Origin of the sequence: Cupriavidus necator N-1 (assembly GCF_000219215.1) — a bacterium.
In the GTDB taxonomy this organism is placed as follows: Bacteria; Pseudomonadota; Gammaproteobacteria; order Burkholderiales; family Burkholderiaceae; genus Cupriavidus; species Cupriavidus necator.
In genome coordinates, this window is record NC_015726.1 from 3,540,324 (window position 1) to 3,557,028 (window position 16,705).

18 protein-coding genes are annotated in these 16,705 nt (G+C 65.6%); 3 read left to right on the forward strand and 15 right to left on the reverse strand.

The features are described from left to right. Positions 1-30 precede the first annotated feature (30 nt). The 4 genes from CNE_RS16565 to CNE_RS16580 form a co-directional block, all read right to left on the reverse strand. The gene (locus CNE_RS16565) at positions 31-459 is read right to left on the reverse strand and encodes a COG4315 family predicted lipoprotein (RefSeq protein ID WP_013958233.1); all 429 of its coding nucleotides are present in this window, start codon (positions 457-459) and stop codon (positions 31-33) included. 159 nt (positions 460-618) lie between these two features. Beyond that, complete coding sequence (gene ccsB / locus CNE_RS16570; protein ID WP_049800627.1) at positions 619-1,788, reverse strand: c-type cytochrome biogenesis protein CcsB; 1,170 nt, start codon at positions 1,786-1,788, stop codon at positions 619-621. Between the two features lie 49 nt (positions 1,789-1,837). Further along, positions 1,838-4,024, reverse strand: coding sequence for a cytochrome c biogenesis protein ResB (locus tag CNE_RS16575; RefSeq protein ID WP_013958235.1), 2,187 nt, complete (start codon positions 4,022-4,024; stop codon positions 1,838-1,840). A gap of 187 nt (positions 4,025-4,211) precedes the next feature. Further along, a complete protein-coding gene (locus CNE_RS16580) occupies positions 4,212-4,871 on the reverse strand; it encodes a c-type cytochrome (protein ID WP_010812367.1) in 660 nt (219 codons plus the stop codon). 500 nt (positions 4,872-5,371) lie between these two features. Between CNE_RS16580 and yihA the strand changes: the two genes are divergently transcribed. The 3 genes from yihA to CNE_RS16595 all read left to right on the forward strand — a co-directional run bounded on the left by yihA (position 5,372) and on the right by CNE_RS16595 (position 8,564). Next, positions 5,372-6,073: a ribosome biogenesis GTP-binding protein YihA/YsxC gene (gene yihA, locus CNE_RS16585; RefSeq protein WP_013958236.1), complete on the forward strand. Its 702-nt coding sequence runs from the start codon at positions 5,372-5,374 to the stop codon at positions 6,071-6,073. Positions 6,074-6,337: 264 nt separating this feature from the next. After that, the gene (hemB, locus tag CNE_RS16590; RefSeq protein ID WP_010812369.1) at positions 6,338-7,330 is read left to right on the forward strand and encodes a porphobilinogen synthase; all 993 of its coding nucleotides are present in this window, start codon (positions 6,338-6,340) and stop codon (positions 7,328-7,330) included. Between the two features lie 22 nt (positions 7,331-7,352). Beyond that, a complete protein-coding gene (locus CNE_RS16595) occupies positions 7,353-8,564 on the forward strand; it encodes a magnesium transporter CorA family protein (RefSeq protein ID WP_013958237.1) in 1,212 nt (403 codons plus the stop codon). Positions 8,565-8,585: 21 nt separating this feature from the next. Here the strand turns inward: CNE_RS16595 and dsbD are convergent, their stop codons facing one another. The 11 genes from dsbD to rplO form a co-directional block, all read right to left on the reverse strand. Further along, a complete protein-coding gene (gene dsbD, locus CNE_RS16600) occupies positions 8,586-10,493 on the reverse strand; it encodes a protein-disulfide reductase DsbD (RefSeq protein WP_013958238.1) in 1,908 nt (635 codons plus the stop codon). A gap of 73 nt (positions 10,494-10,566) precedes the next feature. Then, the gene (gene cutA / locus CNE_RS16605) at positions 10,567-10,950 is read right to left on the reverse strand and encodes a divalent-cation tolerance protein CutA (RefSeq protein WP_013958239.1); all 384 of its coding nucleotides are present in this window, start codon (positions 10,948-10,950) and stop codon (positions 10,567-10,569) included. 121 nt (positions 10,951-11,071) lie between these two features. Then, positions 11,072-11,467, reverse strand: coding sequence for a 50S ribosomal protein L17 (gene rplQ, locus CNE_RS16610; protein ID WP_010812373.1), 396 nt, complete (start codon positions 11,465-11,467; stop codon positions 11,072-11,074). 135 nt (positions 11,468-11,602) lie between these two features. Then, positions 11,603-12,583: a DNA-directed RNA polymerase subunit alpha gene (locus CNE_RS16615; RefSeq protein WP_010812374.1), complete on the reverse strand. Its 981-nt coding sequence runs from the start codon at positions 12,581-12,583 to the stop codon at positions 11,603-11,605. A 167-nt stretch (positions 12,584-12,750) separates the two neighbouring features. Further along, positions 12,751-13,374 (reverse strand): 30S ribosomal protein S4, encoded by a 624-nt coding sequence (gene rpsD / locus CNE_RS16620; protein WP_013958240.1) that lies wholly within the window; start codon positions 13,372-13,374, stop codon positions 12,751-12,753. Between the two features lie 302 nt (positions 13,375-13,676). Next, positions 13,677-14,075 carry a 30S ribosomal protein S11 gene (rpsK, locus tag CNE_RS16625; RefSeq protein WP_010812376.1) on the reverse strand — a complete coding sequence of 133 codons (399 nt, stop codon included), beginning with the start codon at positions 14,073-14,075 and terminating at the stop codon, positions 13,677-13,679. A gap of 24 nt (positions 14,076-14,099) precedes the next feature. After that, positions 14,100-14,465, reverse strand: a complete 366-nt coding sequence (gene rpsM / locus CNE_RS16630; protein ID WP_010812377.1) for a 30S ribosomal protein S13 — start codon at positions 14,463-14,465, stop codon at positions 14,100-14,102. Between the two features lie 19 nt (positions 14,466-14,484). Beyond that, complete coding sequence (gene rpmJ, locus CNE_RS16635; RefSeq protein WP_008642959.1) at positions 14,485-14,601, reverse strand: 50S ribosomal protein L36; 117 nt, start codon at positions 14,599-14,601, stop codon at positions 14,485-14,487. 30 nt (positions 14,602-14,631) lie between these two features. Continuing rightward, on the reverse strand, positions 14,632-14,850 hold the full coding sequence (gene infA, locus CNE_RS16640) for a translation initiation factor IF-1 (protein WP_010812378.1): 219 nt from the start codon (positions 14,848-14,850) through the stop codon (positions 14,632-14,634). 23 nt (positions 14,851-14,873) lie between these two features. Beyond that, positions 14,874-16,217: a preprotein translocase subunit SecY gene (secY, locus tag CNE_RS16645; protein WP_013958241.1), complete on the reverse strand. Its 1,344-nt coding sequence runs from the start codon at positions 16,215-16,217 to the stop codon at positions 14,874-14,876. A gap of 43 nt (positions 16,218-16,260) precedes the next feature. Next, on the reverse strand, positions 16,261-16,695 hold the full coding sequence (gene rplO / locus CNE_RS16650) for a 50S ribosomal protein L15 (RefSeq protein ID WP_010812380.1): 435 nt from the start codon (positions 16,693-16,695) through the stop codon (positions 16,261-16,263). Positions 16,696-16,705 lie beyond the last annotated feature (10 nt).

Here is a 16,705-nt window from a genome sequence, read left to right on the forward strand (position 1 = left end):
GCCGTGGCTGCGGTGGTGGCTGCTGAAGCGTCAGGGCTTGGCCACGTGCCAGACGTTGTTGAGGTTGTCGCCGGCGCGGTCGCCCGGCTTGGCGTCCTTGGCAAAGCGGTACAGCGGCATGCCGCGGTACGCCCACTGCTTGCCGCCGTCCTCGCGCGTGATGATGGTGTACTGTCCTGACGCATTGGTGCCAGGTGCTGCCATCAGCGGCGGCCAGTTGGTGGCGCACGGGCCGTTGCAGGCGCTCTTGCCGCTGCCGGCGGTGTCGCGGTCGAAGGTGTACAGCGTCAGGCCCTGCGGATCGGTCAGCACGCCACTGGTCACCTTCACCGTGGGCGGCATATTGCCGGCAGTGCCGCCCATACCGGCACAGCCGGCGAGCAGGACCGCCGCGCAGCCGAGCGCGAGCGCGGCGGGACGAACGAGGGATGCTGCAGCGTTACGACGCGGACTTGCCATGATCTTGTTCTCCATGCAAACCGGTGCCGCCAACCGGCACCGCTCCTCAAGTAAACACCGGATGTGATGCCTTTATTCCTTTGGCGTCCAAAAAAATTAAAAAAAGACGAAAAAAAACCTGCCCGGAGGCAGGTTTTTGCATTGCAGCATGAGGCCGCGTCACAGTTCGCCGTAGCTGTGCAGTCCCGACAGGAACATGTTGACGCCCAGGAACGCGAAGGTCGTCACCAGCAGGCCGACCAGCGCCCACCAGGCCGCCACCGTGCCGCGCAGGCCCTTCATCAGCCGCATGTGCAGCCACGCCGCGTAGTTCAGCCAGACGATCAGCGCCCAAGTTTCCTTCGGGTCCCAGCTCCAGTAGCCGCCCCAGGCCTCGGCCGCCCACAGTGCGCCCAGGATGGTGGCAATGGTGAAGAAGGCAAAGCCGACCGCGATTGCCTTGTACATCACATCATCAAGCAGCTCCAGCGATGGCAGGCGCTCGGCCAGGATGCCACGCTGCTTGAGCAGGTAGGCTACCGAGACCATTGCCGCCAGCGCAAAGGTGCCGTAGCCGATAAAGTTGGCCGGCACGTGGATCTTCATCCACCAGCTTTGCAGCGCCGGCACCAGCGGCTGGATCTCCTGCGCATTGCGGCTGACCGTGTACCACAGCAGGAAGCCCACCGCGGCCGACACCACCAGCATCACGAACGGGCCCAGCGCGCGCGTGTCGTAGCGGCCTTCGTAGTACAGGTAGAACAGCGAAGTGATCAGCGTGAACAGCACGAACACTTCATACAGGTTGGAAATGGGGATATGGCCGATGTCAGTGCCGATCAGGTAGGACTCATACCAGCGCACCAGCAGGCCGGTGAAGCCCAGCACCACCGCGCCCCAGCACAGCTTGCTGCCGATGCTGTAGCCCGTGTCCGAGCGCGTCGCCAGCCCGAGCCAGTAGAACAGCGTGGACAGGAATACCAGTGCGCTCATCCACAGGATGGCCGACTGGCTCGACAGGAAATACTTCAGGAAGAAAGCCTGGTCCGCGCGCGCCAGTTGCCCCTGGTAGAGCTGGATCGCGAACAGCGACAGCGCGGTGAGCGCCAGCATCAGCGGGCGCACCGCCTTCCAGTGCCAGCCGAGCAGCGCGAAGGTAGGCACGGCGCCGATCAGCACGGCCTTGTCGTAGCCGTCCATCCACTGCCCGTATTGCGACAGCGCCACGCCGGCGCCAACCGCCAGCGCCAGCGCAAAGAGCCAGTCCACCCAGGTCAGGCGGCGCAGGAAGGAAGGTTCGAGATAGGCCTCGTCAGCCGCGCCGGTGTCGGCGCGCGTGGTGCCGCGCATGGCGGGACCGGCCTGGTTCACATTTGAGGACATAGCGTACCTGCTCAATTCAGTGGGGAGTGCCGGCGGGCCCGGGCGCATCGCTGCGGCCCCCTGCGGCGCGGCCGATATCGTCGCGCAGCGCCGTGAATTCCTTTTCGAAATCCATCGTGCGGCGCTGAGTCGACATCGCCATCAGCACATGGCTGCCAGGCTCGGTGTCGCCCTCGGCGGGCTTGTCCTTCACCCAGATCCAGACCCGGCGCTCACGGATATAGAACATCGCGAACACGCCCAGCACCAGCAGCAGACAGCCAAGATACACGATGTTCTTGCCCGGCGCACGGGTCAACTGGAACACGCTGGCCTTGATCTCCTTGAAGTCGTCGAGCTGCAGGAACACCGGCGCGCCGTAGAAGAAACTGTCCGACAGCGCGTTGATGGCCTGCTGCAGGAAGGTGCCGCTCTGGGCGCTGTTGGCCACCACCGGCAGCTTGTCCTGGGCGCGCGCCAGCTGCCACAGCTCCCACATCGAGCCGTTCAGGATCTTCAGGAGCACGTCGGCCGCCTTCTGCTGCTCGGCCGGGGGCACGGATTTCTCCAGGAAGGCCGCGATCGCGGTGAAGCCGCCCGGGGGCGAATCCGGCGAGGGCCGCGTGGCGCCGGCGAACAGGTCGAGCGCACGCAGCGAGCTTTCCGCCAGCTGGCGGCGCAGGTCGGCCTTGTCATCGCCTGGCATCGACGCCAGCGCAAAGCGGCGCGCGGCCTCGCCGCGCAGCGCGCGGTCCTGCAGCGCGGCGCGCAGGCGCATCCAGTCGGCCACGCTGCCCTGGTCGTCGGCGGGGATGCGCAGATAGCGGAATTGTTCGCTGGGCGATTCGCGCATGCCGGCCAGGAACACCGACTGGCCGTCCATCTGCACCGGCACCATGTAGTTGTTGTACTCGCGCGCCTGGCCGGTGCGGTCGCGCAGCTTGTACTGCACCGACGGGCCGACGTTACGCAGCGTCTTGGCGCGGTCGGTGCTGGCGGCGGCGCCCAGGTGCTTCTCCAGCGTCTCGTTGAAGGACTTGCGCGCCACGCCGCGCGCGTCGGGCTTGCCCGAGGCATCGGTGACGTTCTCGATATTCATCAGCCGGAAGTCGCTGAACTCGACCGTCAGGCCTTCGCTGTCGGCGCTGGTGCCGGTGCCCGCCAGCGGCTTGTTGCCGCCCACCGCGCCATCGATGGTGAAGGTGGCGTGGCCGCTGCCCTGCATCGGGTAGCCGACGAACTTCAGGCGCGAGCCGCCGTCCTCGAAGCTGGACTGGTAGATGGCGATGCCGTCGACGATCAGCGGCTCGTTCACCTTGATGGTGGCCTCGGTCTGCTTGCCGGTGGCGCGGTCGGTCACGACCACATCCGAGGCAAACAGCTTGGGCATGCCGGTCTCGTAGAAATCGACTTTGAACTTTTTCAGCGTGATCGCGAACGGCAGGTCCTGCACCAGCGCCCCGTCGGCGATGTTCAGGATGGCGGTGGACACGGTCGAGCCCTCGGGCACGTAAGCGTTGCCGCGAAAGCCCGGGTTGCTCGCCGACAGCCGGTGCTGCGGCGGGATCTCGCTGATGACCGCGTTGCCGCTGATCGGGGACTTGCCGCCCAGCCACATCTGCGCGCGGATCAGCAGGTCGCCATCCAGCAGGCCGCCAATACAGATCACCACGATAGCGGTGTGCGCCAGGATATAGCCGGCCTTGTTGGCCGCGCCGGCCTTGGCCGCCAGCAGCGTGGCGCCGTCATGCTCGACCGCCTTGAGGCGGTAGCCGCGGTTGCGCAGCAGCGCCGACAGGCGGCTCACCGCCTCGGTGCGCGGGCGCGCGCCGTCGAATTCACCGCGGTGATGGAAGGCGCGCAGGCTGCGCTCGCGCACATGGTCCTTCCACGAGCGCATGTCCGCCACCATCTTGGGCGCGTTGCGGATCAGGCAGAGGCTGGTCGACACCACCAAAAAGGCCAGGATCAGCAGGAACCACCAGGACCCGTAGACCTTCTGCAGCGACAGCGTATGGAACACATCGGCCCAGAACGGCCCGAACTGGTTGACGTAGTTGGGATACGGCTCGTTCTGCTTGAGCACGGTGCCGATCACGCTGGCGATGGAGATCACCGTCAGCAGCGCGATCGCGAAGCGCATCGAGGACAACAATTCGACCGCGTCGCGCAGCACGCGGTGAGAGGTCTTCAGGTGCAGCCCTGAAGTGGAAGCGGTCGACATGTGCAGGGAAACCTAAAACAACGTGCGGCTTGGAAATGAAAAAAGGGCGGACATGCTTTGGCAAGCAGGCCACCCTTTTCGATTGTGACAGGCGCGTTCGGTTGCATGCCGCGGCACACCCGCCGGAACGGGGGCCGCCAGACCAACGCGCCGGCGCCTGGCGGGCGCCAGCGGAGTCGCGGAATCGTTATCGAACGCCGGCGACGTAATCCGCCACCGCCTTGATCTCGGCATCCGACATCTTGGCGGCGATGGTCGTCATGACCGGGTTGTTCTTGCGGGTGCCCTGGCGGAATGCCACCAGTTGTGCTTCGGTATAGTCCGCCCACTGGCCGCCGATGCGCGGGTACTGGGCGGGAATGCCGGCGGCAGTAGGACCGTGGCAGGCGGCGCAGGCGGGCACGCCCTTGGCAGCGATGCCGCCGCGGTAGATCTTCTGGCCGGCTTCGATGGTGTCCTTGTTCTTGGCGGTCGCCGGCTTGAGCGACTGCTTGGCCAGGTAGGCGCCGACGTTGCGCATTTCCTCGTCGGTCAGCACCGACGCCATCGGCACCATGATCGCGTTGTTGCGTGCCTTGGACTTGAAGTCGGCCAGCTGCTTGTGGACGTACTCGGGATGCTGGGCGGCCAGCTTCGGGTTGGCGGCGGCGGCGCTATTGCCGGCGGCGCCGTGGCAGCTCAGGCAGGCGGGCACATTGCGGTCGGGGGCACCTTGCGTGTACAGCGTTTCACCCTTGGCCGGGTCAGCCTTTGCGGCGGCCTGCTCTGCGGCAGATGCCATTCCGGAAAGGGCGGCGGCAGGAACGGCCAAAGCCAGGACACCCAGAATCTTCGCAATGCGGTTCATTCGCACACCTTCTCTGAATTGTTTTGGATACCGTGATGCGTGCCGGCCCGGCGCTTTGCAGGCGGTGAGGACGCGCCGGTGCAAAGGCTGGTATCGTGGCGACCCGCGCGCGGCTGACCGATCCGCAAAGCGCTGGCCGTGGCGGCAGACCCCGCCAGCCCGCTCCCGCCGCCGCCGCACCCTCCGGTGCAACACGCAATGCGGGGCAAGGGCCCTGCCCACGATGGAACGACACACTAGGCTTCCCGCCCGGACGACGGCAGCCAAGGCACGCGGCCATGGATGCCACGCGTCACCCGTTCAGGAGACCGTTAACCGGCGTATTGTACAATAAGTTATGTGCCGGATTGATGCCTTGCGCCTTGTCATGCCCCTTTCGGGCTGCGCCAGATCAACCCCGGCGGGCGGCCTGGGCCGCCAGCCATCCCACCCTGGCGAGACCCCGGCCCCGGCATGCGCAATGCGCACAGCCTCCGCGGCCCGCCCCACCGCTCTAGCGCATGTCCCTTCTTCACCAGGCCCGCTTCTTCATCACCGTGAACCACCTGCGCGACCTGCCCGCCACGGCCGTGCCGGAGGTGGCGTTCGCCGGCCGCTCCAACGCCGGCAAGTCCACGGCCATCAACATCCTGTGCAACCAGAAGCGGCTGGCGTTCTCGTCGCGCACGCCCGGGCGCACGCAGCACATCAACTATTTCTCGGTGGCGCCGGTCAAGGCGCCCGACCCGCTCGCCTTCCTGGTCGACCTGCCCGGCTACGGCTATGCCGAGGTCTCGGGCACGGCCAAGTACCACTGGCAGGGGCTGCTGAGCGACTATGTGCAGACGCGCCAGCAACTGTCCGGCCTGATCCTGATGATGGACGCGCGCCGTCCGTTCACGGATCTCGATTGCCAGATGGTGGAGTGGTTCCTGCCGACGGGGCGCCCCATCCACGTGCTGCTGACCAAGGCCGACAAGCTCACCAACAGCGACAACGCCAAGGCGCTGCGCGAGACCCGCAAGATGCTGCAGGGCTACGCCGAGCAGATGGAAACGCCGGTGCCCATGACGGCACAGCTCTTCTCCAGCCTGAAGCGCCGCGGCATCGAAGAGGCGCAGGGCGTGATCGCCGGCTGGCTGAACCTGCCGGAAGCGCAGAAGGCCGAAGCCAAGTCCGCAGCGGAGACGAGCGAGCCGCCTGCGGCCGACCCGGCGGTGTAATCACCAGGTCAGCACACAAAAAAAAGCCCCGCTGCAAGCAACGGGGACAAACTTTCCCGCCGCAGGGGCGGGTACCCGCTCAGGGAGGAGTAGCGGGGGACACCGCGCCACGCAGGGCGCAACGCAAAGTGTCCGCGAGTATGATAGCGGGCACGCTCAAAAGTTTAGTTTTTCTTCGGCCAGCCGCCTTGGACCGCGCTTTGCCGCGCGCGCCGTGCTTGCCGGCCCGCTTTCCTGTCCAGCTCTACAGTCAAGAAGCCCGCCATGTCCACCTTCCCCGAATACCGCCCGCGCCGCATGCGCCGCGATGATTTCTCCCGCCGCATGATGCGCGAGCATCGCCTGTCCCCGGACAACCTGATCTACCCCGTCTTCATCCTCGACGGCCAGAACCAGCGCCAGGCGGTGGCGTCGATGCCGGGCGTCGAGCGCGTGTCGGTCGACCTGCTGATGCCGGTGGCCGAAGACTGCGTCAAGCTGGGCATCCCAGTGATCGCGCTGTTCCCGGTGATCGACCCGTCGCTGAAGACGCCGGACGGCATCGAGGCCACCAACCCCGAGGGCCTGGTGCCGCGTGCCGTGCGCGCGCTCAAGGACCGCTTCCCCGAGCTCGGCGTGCTCTGCGACGTGGCGCTCGACCCGTACACCAGCCACGGCCAGGACGGCGTGCTGGACGACAACGGCTACGTCATCAACGATGTGACCGTCGAGATCCTGGTGCGCCAGGCACTGGCACAGGCCGAAGCCGGTGTCGACATCGTGGCCCCATCCGACATGATGGATGGCCGCATCGGCGCGGTGCGCACGGCGCTGGAAGACAACGGCCATATCCATACGCGCATCATGGCGTACTCGGCCAAGTATGCGTCGGCGTTCTACGGCCCCTTCCGCGACGCGGTGGGCTCGGCCGCCAACCTGGGCAAGGGCAACAAGATGACCTACCAGATGGATCCGGCCAATACCGACGAAGCCCTGCGCGAAGTGGCGCAGGACATCCTGGAAGGCGCCGACATGGTGATGGTCAAGCCCGGCATGCCGTACCTGGACATCGTGCGCCGCGTGAAGGACGAGTTCCGCTTCCCCACCTACGTCTACCAGGTCAGCGGCGAATACGCGATGCTCAAGGCCGCCGCGCAGAACGGCTGGCTGGACCACGACAAGGTGATGATGGAATCGCTACTGGCCTTCCGCCGCGCCGGCGCCGACGGCATCCTGACCTATTTCGCGCGCGACGCCGCGCGGCTGCTGACGGCCTGAGCGGCCAACGGACAGAGCGCCTATGGAACTGCTAGGCTTCTCGGCCAGCCAGGTACACCCGCTCGCCTCGCTCACCGAGGCGGGCAACTTCCTCAACGGCAATGCCGCCGCGCTCTTCGTCTGGGCGGACTTTTCCACCGAGGAAGTCACCGCCGCGCCGGATGCCTGGCGCGAGAGCGTGCGCCAGCTTGCCGGCGCGCCGATCCTGGACCTGCACTTGACCGACGCCACCAATGCCGCGCATCCGTCGTATTTCGATACGACCAATGCGTACGACATGGTGATCTTCCGCAAGCTGACCTTCGAGACCAGCCGCGCCATCGCCGAGGCCGAGCCGCAGGATCCCGCGACCGGCACGGCGAAGCCGCCTGCTGCCGAGACCGCCGCCCGCCAGAAGCGCTATCCGCCCGGCTTCCTCCCGGCACTGGCCAGGATCGACACACAGCCGGTCACGTTCTTCATGTTCGACACGGTGCTGGTCACGGTGCGCTCGGGGCAGTCGCGCACGGTCGACCAGGTGCGCCAGCGCCTGCTGGAGCTGTGCCAGGCACCGCGCCCGCAGGCCACGCCCGTGCGCAACGGCCAGCCGCTGCTGCACGGCGTGCGCCCGCCCAGCCGGCCCGAGGACCTGATGCTGCGCCTGCTCAATGCGATGGTCGACCGCTACCTGGAACTGCGCGCGCCGCTGACGCGCCAGCTCGACCGCTGGCAGCGCGCGCTGCTGAACTCGCGCCGCAGCTTTTCAAGCTGGGAGGGACTGCTGGATGCCCGCATCCAGCTGCGCAAGCTGGAACACCTGAGCGAAGAGCAACGCGACGCGCTGCAGGAATTCCGTGACAGCCTGCTCGATAACCGCTACAGCAGCGACCAGCCCGGCGGCCCGGCCAATGCGCCGGGACGCGACGAGGTGCTGCTGGTGCGCATCAACGACGTGATGGAGCACATCCAGCGCGTGCTGGCGCACGCCAGGCGACTGGAGGATTCGATCGAGTCGGCGGTGCAGATTCACTTCTCGGCGGTGGCGCACCGGACCAACCGCACCATGCGCACGCTGACGCTGATCACGGCGCTGTTCATGCCGCTGACGCTGATCACCGGCGTCTTCGGCATGAACTTCGACCGCATGCCCTGGCTGCGCGAGCCGGACGGGTTCTGGTGGTCGATCGGCCTGATGGGCGCCGTGGCGCTGGGGCTGGCCGCACTGTGGGCGCTGGGGCGGCGGCTGGAGCGCTAGCAGCGCAGCGCCAGGTACGCCTCAGGTACTGGTACGCGTGCCAAAGGCCCGCTCCAGGCTTTCCAAGAAGCGGTTGGCCGACTGGTAGCCGATCACGCGCACCGGGCGCTCGCGCCCGTCGGCCCCGAACAGGATGATGCCCGGCGGCCCGAACAGGCCGAAGCGCTTGAGCAGCGCCTTGTCGTCGGCATTGTTGGCGGTCACGTCCGCCTGCAGCAGCACGATCTCCGACAGCCGCGCGCGCACGCGCGGATCGACGAAGGTTATGTGCTCCATTTCCTTGCAGCTGACGCACCAGTCGGCGTAGAAATCCAGCAGCACCGGCTTGCCTGCGGCCGCGGCCTGCGCCACGCGGGCATCGAGCTCGGCCACGCTGCGCACGCGCTCGAAGCGCACCGTCTGCGCGCCAGAAGAGGCTTCTGCGCCACCGCGTGCCACGCTCAGGTGCGACAGCGGCTGCAGCGGATCGCGCCCGCCCGAGGCCACGCCGATCAGCACGATCGCCGCTGCGATCGCAAACAGCACGCCCACGCCCTTGCCCACCCGCGCCAGGTTGCGCGGATCCGGGCCCAGGGCGTCAAAGGCGCCCAGGAACACCGCCGCCACCAGCAGCAGCACCGCCAGCGCCAGCATCGAGGCCCAGGCCGGCAGCACCGGCCCCAGCATCCACAGCGCCACGCCCAGCAGCAGGAAGCCGAAGAAGCGCTTGGTGACCTCCATCCAGCGCCCGGCCCGCGGCAGTAGGTTGCCCGCGCCGACGCCCACCAGCACCAGCGGCACGCCCATGCCGAGCGCCATGGCGAACAGCGCCGCGCCGCCGATCACGGCATCGCGGGATTGCGCGATATAGGCCAGCGCCCCGGCCAGCGGCGCGGTGACGCATGGCCCGACGATCAGCGCCGAGATCGCGCCCATCGCCGCCGCACCCGCCACCTGGCCGCCCTGACGGCGGTTCGACGATTCGGTCAGGCGGGTCTGCCAGCGCCGCGGCAGTTGCAGTTCGTACAGCCCGAACATCGAGAGCGCCAGCGCCACCATCAGCGCCGCGAACAGTCCCAGCACCCACGGTGTCTGCAGCGCGGCCGACAGGCCCTCGCCCAGCAGCCCGGCAGCCACGCCGACCGCGGTGTACACCACCGCCATGCCCAGCACGTAGGCCAGCGACACCAGCAGCGCACGGCCGCGCGTGACGTGCTCGCCCACCACGATGGATGACAGGATCGGCACCATCGGCAACACGCAGGGGGTGAACGTCAGCAGCAGGCCCAGGCCGAAGAACAGCGCCGCGATCAGGGCCAGGTTGCGGCTCGCCAGCGCACCGGCGATGCGGTCGCTGTCGTCGGCACGCAGCACCGCCGCCGCGCCGGGCGTGGCCGGCTCCGGTGCCAGCGCCGCCGCGGGCGCGTCCGAGCGCCCGCGCTTGCCGAACAGGTCGGCCAGCCCGCTGCTGCCGACCTTGTACACGCTCTCCATCGGCGGATAGCACAGGCCCTTGTCGGCGCAACCCTGCGAAGTGACCGTCAGCGACCACTTGCCGTCCGCCGGCGCCGCGTCCACCGGCACGCGGATGACCACGCTGTCGCGGTAGGTCTCCATCTCCTTGCCGAAGGTCTCGTCGAACTTGACCTTGCCGTGCGGATACACCGGCGTTCCCAGCTTTACGTCGGCGGGCTGCGCGGCAAAGGCGAAGCGCTCGCGGTACATGTAGTAGCCGGGCGCAACCTCGAAGCGCACCTCGACCGTCTTGTCGTCAAGCTGGCTCGCGGCGAAGCGGAAGGCCTGCTCCGGCGGCAGGAAGTCGTCTTCGGTGGCGGCATGCGCGCCGCCCGCCAGGCACACCCAGGCCAATGCCGCCAGCAGCGCTGCGGCAATATGCCGCGCCCAGTCCTGCCCGCGCGCGCGCTCCGGAAGTGCCAAACCGATGTTCATGTCGCTGTTTCCTGTCTGTCTTGAACCGGGGTTACCTGCGTACCCGCTGCTGCGCTGCGGGCGCCGTTGCCCCCTACTTTGCCGGCGCTGCGGCGGTCTCGGTCTCGCTGCGGACCCAGGCCAGGTACGGCGCGTAACCCGCCGTCACCGGCCAGGCAATGAGCTCCGGCACGTCGTAGGGGTGATGTTGCCGGATCACGGCCTCCAGCGCAGCGTAGCGTGCGCGCGTGGTCTTGATCAGCAACGGCCACTCCTGCGCGCGCTCCAGCTTGCCCTGCCACCAGTACTCGGACTCGACCGGCGCCAGGCGGTTCACGCAGGCGGCGGCGCGCGCCTGCAGCACTACCTGCGACAGGTGCGCCGCGGTCTCGGCATCGGGGGTATTGGTGATCACGACGATCACCTCGGCCGGATCGCCCGGGGCGCCGGCATCCGGCTGGCTGGCATGGCTTTGCATCGACATCTCCTTGCGGCAGGCACGGCAGCGGCCCAAAAAACAAAAGAGCCAGGCAGAAGCCTGGCTCGATTGTAAGCGGTGTGCCCGGACCCGTCGCCGCAGCGGCGGGCGGGAAACTACCTTATTCCGCGGCTTCTTCGGCCGGGGCTTCGGTGATTTCCGGACGATCCACCAGTTCGACCAGCGCCATCGGCGCATTGTCGCCCTGACGGAAACCGAACTTCAGGATGCGGGTGTAGCCGCCCGGACGGGTGGCGTAGCGCGGGCCCAGTTCGGTGAACAGCTTGGTGACCATGTCGCGGTCGCGCAGGCGGGCGAAAGCCAGGCGGCGGTTGGCAACGGTGTCCTTCTTGGCCAGCGTGATCAGCGGCTCGACAACCTTGCGCAGTTCCTTGGCCTTGGGCACGGTGGTCTTGATCAGCTCGTGCTGGAACAGCGAGTTGGACATGTTGCGCAGCATCGCGAGACGGTGCGACGAGGTGCGGTTCAGTTTCCGCAGACCATGACGGTGACGCATGATGATTCCTTTCAGTTAAGTGTTTGACCAGCTCTTCTATCGTCCGATGCGGCTGGACGCGGGCCGGTAGTCATACGAGCCCCGGCCGAAGCCAGGGCGGTTACCGCGGTGCGGGACAAGTGCCCCGCACCACAATTACTTCTCCAGACCTGCGGGCGGCCAGTTCTCGAGCTTCATGCCGAGGGTCAGGCCACGCGAGGCGAGGACTTCCTTGATCTCGTTGAGCGACTTGCGACCCAGGTTCGGGGTCTTGAGCAGTTCGTTCTCGGTACGCTGGATCAGGTCGCCGATGTAGTAGATGTTTTCGGCCTTCAGGCAGTTGGCCGAACGCACCGTCAGCTCCAGGTCGTCGACCGGGCGCAGCAGGATCGGATCGATCTGCGGCGTGCGGCTCGAAGCGGCTTCTGCCGCCGACTCGGTGCCTTCCAGCGCGGCGAACACGGACAGCTGGTCGACCAGGATGCGGGCCGACTGGCGGATCGCTTCCTCGGGCGAGATCACGCCGTCGGTTTCGATGTTCATCACCAGCTTGTCCAGGTCGGTACGCTGTTCCACGCGAGCGGATTCCACGGCGTACGACACGCGGCGCACCGGCGAGAACGAAGCGTCCAGCACGATGCGGCCGATGACCTTGCCCGACTCGTCGCCGAACTTGCGCACGTTGCCCGGCACATAGCCGCGGCCTTGCTCGACCTTGATCTGCATGTCCAGCTTGCCGCCGGCGGACAGATGGGCGATCACGTGGTTCGGGTTGATGATCTCGACGTCGTGCGGCAGCTCGATATCGGCAGCCGTGACCACGCCTTCGCCATCCTTGCGCAGCGACACCGTGACTTCGTCGCGGTTGTGCAGCTTGAACACCACGCCCTTCAGGTTGAGCAGCAGGTTAACGACGTCTTCCTGCACGCCGTCGATGGTGGAATACTCGTGGACCACCCCAGCGATCGTGACTTCGGTCGGTGCATAGCCGACCATCGACGACAGCAGCACGCGACGCAGGGCGTTACCGAGCGTATGGCCGTAGCCGCGCTCGAACGGCTCCATCACGACTTTGGCGTGATGGTCGCCCAGAGGCTCGACGGCGATGATTTTTGGCTTGAGGAGTGCTGTTTGCATTAGGTTGTCCTTTTCAATACCCTCGGCTCGTTACACCGATAAGGCTGACGTTTGGAACCTGAAAATCCCATCGCGAGATGGGCGAAGCCCGACCGCGCACACAGCGCGTCGGGCTGAAAGGGAAGCTTTGCGGCGAACGCAAGCTCTGGGCCGTTCCGCTCGCGTGATTAACGCGAGTACAGTTCGACGATCAGGCTTTCGTTGATGTCGCCCGAGATATCGGCGCGATCCGGTACTTGCTTGAAGGTGCCTTCGAACTTCTTCGAATCCACCGCCACCCAGGTCGGGAAGCCCGACTGCTCGGCCAGCGACAGCGATTCAGCGATACGGACTTGCTTCTTCGACTGTTCGCGGATGGTGACGACGTCGCCAGACTTGATCTGGGCCGACGGCACGTTCAGGGTCTGACCGTTCACCAGGATCGCCTTGTGCGACACCAGCTGGCGCGCTTCAGCGCGGGTCGAGCCGAAGCCCATGCGGTACACGACGTTGTCCAGGCGCGATTCCAGCAGTTGCAGCAGGTTTTCGCCGGTGTTGCCCTTGCGGCGGTCGGCTTCGGCGAAGTAGCGGCGGAACTGGCGCTCGAGCACACCGTAGATGCGCTTGACCTTCTGCTTTTCACGCAGCTGGTTGCCGTAGTCGGAGGTGCGGGCACCCGAGGTACGGCCGTGCTGGCCGGGCTTGCTGTCCAGCTTGCACTTGTCGGCGAGCGAGCGGCGGGCGCTCTTCAGGAACAGGTCGGTGCCTTCACGGCGGGAAAGTTTGGCCTTCGGGCCGGTATAACGTGCCACGTTGTCTTCCTTTGATCGATCGCGACGCCTTCAAGACGCGCCGCGAGTCCGCCAACGCAGTGCTTCCGCAGTGCATTTCTGCACCCGGGAGACCGTGACGGACGGTGGGCTTATTAAGCGCGCCCCGTTGCCGGGAACGACGCTGCAAGCATGTACAGTGCGCCGGCATGGGAATGTGCCGTAAGCGACATTCCTTCGACGCAAAACGAAAACCTGCCGCATTAAAATGCAGCAGGTCAGCGAGCGATACTACCATATCCGGAACCGGCAGGTAAACCCACCGGGCCCGGACACACCAACGCTCAGATGCGGCGGCGCTTCGGCGGACGGCAGCCGTTATGCGGAATCGGCGTGACGTCTTCGATGATCGCGATCTTGATGCCCAGCGCGTTCAGCGCGCGGACAGCCGATTCACGACCCGGGCCCGGGCCCTTGATGCGCACTTCCAGGTTCTTGATGCCCTGGTCTTGCGCCACGCGGCCGGCGTTCTCGGCAGCAACCTGGGCAGCGAACGGGGTCGACTTGCGCGAACCCTTGAAGCCCTGGCCACCGGCGGTCGCCCACGACAGGGCGTTGCCCTGGCGATCGGTGATCGTGATGATGGTGTTGTTGAACGAGGCGTGGACGTGCGCAATGCCGTCGGCAACGTTCTTCTTGACCTTTTTACGCGCGCGAGCGGCGTTATTCGGACCTTTTGCCATTAGTTTCTTCCTCTGCCTTCGGCTTTACTTCTTCAGAGCCACGCCGGCCTTGCGCGGACCCTTGCGGGTGCGGGCATTGGTCCGGGTACGCTGGCCGCGCATGGGCAGGCCCTTGCGGTGACGCATGCCACGATAGCAACCAAGGTCCATCAGACGCTTGATGTTCATCGTGGTTTCACGACGCAGGTCACCCTCGACCGTGACCTTGCCCACTTCGTCACGAAGCTTTTCCAGGTCGGCGTCGGTCAGATCCTTGACCTTCTTGTCAAACGGTACACCGGTGGCCTCGCAAATCTTGCGAGCGCGCGAGCGGCCGACACCATAAATGGCCGTCAGGCCGATTTCGGTGTGCTTGTGGTTCGGGATGTTAACCCCTGCGATACGTGCCATTCGTCAATCCTCTTTCCGATTAGCCTTGGCGTTGCTTGTGGCGGGGATCCGACGAGCAGATCACGCGCACGACACCGTTGCGCTTGATGATTTTGCAGTTGCGGCAAATGCGCTTAACAGAAGCCAGCACTTTCATAATTTTCCTCTTCCTTCAATTCCTGTTCGCTCACTTCGTCCGGAAGACGATTCGTGCGCGCGACAGATCATATGGGGTCAGCTCGACCGTCACCTTGTCACCCGGAAGAATCCGGATGTAGTTCATTCGCATCTTGCCGGAGATATGGCCCAGTACTACGTGGCCATTCTCCAGCTTGACCCGGAACGTCGCATTGGGCAGGTTTTCCAGGACCTCCCCCTGCATCTGGATGACGTCGTCTTTTGCCATACCTAGCCTGTACCGATCCGAAGTCAGCGCAAGGTCAGATTGCCCTTGAAATTCGCCTTCTTCAGCAGCGACTCATATTGCTGCGACATCACGTAAGACTGAACCTGAGCCATGAAGTCCATCGTGACGACCACGATGATCAGCAGCGAGGTTCCGCCAAAGTAGAACGGAACGTTCCACCGCAGCACCAGGAATTCCGGCAACAGGCAGACCAGTGTGATATAGACCGCACCAGCCAGCGTCAGGCGCACCAGAATCTTGTCGATATAGCGCGTCGTCTGCTCGCCCGGACGAATGCCCGGAATGAAGGCACCGCTTTTCTTCAGGTTGTCTGCCACTTCACGGCTGTTGTACACCAGGGCCGTATAGAAGAAGCAGAAAAATACAATCGCAGCAGCGTACAGCAGGATGTAGACCGGCTGGCCCGGCGACAGCGTGGCAGCCAGGTCCTTGACGAACCGGCCAACCGCACCCGTCGACTGGGACGTGAACCAGCCTGCAATCGTCGCCGGGAACAGGATGATCGACGATGCGAAGATCGGCGGAATCACCCCTGCCATGTTCAGCTTCAGCGGCAGGTGCGACGACTGGCCGCCGTACACCTTGTTGCCGACCTGACGCTTGGCATAGTTCACCAGGATCTTGCGCTGGCCCCGCTCGACAAACACCACGGCGAAGGTCACACCGATCACGATCGCCACGATGAAGATCGCCGCGATGATGCTCATGGAACCCGTACGGACCAGTTCGAACAGTCCGCCGATCGCGTTGGGCAGGCCCGCCGCGATACCGCCAAAGATGATGATCGAGATGCCGTTGCCCAGACCACGCTCGGTGATCTGCTCACCCAGCCACATCAGGAACATCGTACCGGTCACCAGCGTGATCACTGCCGTGGCCCTGAACATCAGGCCCGGATCCAGCACCAGCCCAGGCTGCGATTCCAGCGCCACCGCAATCGACAGCGCCTGGAACGTGGCCAGGACCACGGTGCCGTAGCGCGTGTACTGCGTGATCTTGCGTTGCCCTGCCTGCCCTTCCTTCTTCAGCGCTTCCAGCTGCGGCAGCACGATCGTCAGCAACTGCATGATGATCGACGCCGAGATGTACGGCATGATGCCGAGCGCGAAGACGGTAAAGCGCGACAGCGCCCCGCCCGAGAACAGGTTGAACATCCCGAGGATGCCACCCGACTGACTCTGGAAAAGCTTCGCAAGCTGCTCCGGATCGATACCGGGCACCGGAATATGAGCGCCGATGCGGTACACGATCAGGGCCAGCACCAGGAACATCAGCCGGCGCTTGAGGTCGCCGTACTTCGCCGTGTTCCTGGCTTGCGCGCTTGCATTGGGTTTCGCCGTGGCCAAACGATGCTCCGACTATGACTGCCTATGCTGCGATAAATGCCTGTCAGGCTGCGATCTGGCCGCCGGCGGCTTCGATCGCGGCCTTGGCGCCAGCGGTGGCGCCCAGACCCTTGATCGTCACCTTGCGGGTCAGTTCGCCAGCCTTGATGACCTTGGCGCTCTTGACCAGCTCGCCCACCAGGCCAGCTTGCTTCAGGACCAGCAGATCGACTTCGGCCGCTTCCAGGCGCTCGATGTCACGCAGCGTGACTTCGGCGTTGAACGCCTTGGTCAGCGAGGTGAAGCCGCGCTTGGGCAGACGACGATACAGCGGCATTTGACCGCCTTCGAAGCCCACCTTGTGGAAGCCGCCCGAACGCGACTTCTGACCCTTGTGGCCGCGACCGGCAGTCTTGCCCAGGCCGGAGCCGATACCGCGGCCGACGCGACGCTTGGCGTGCTTCGAACCGGCGGCCGGTTTCAGGTTGTTCAGTTGCATCTTGCTCTCC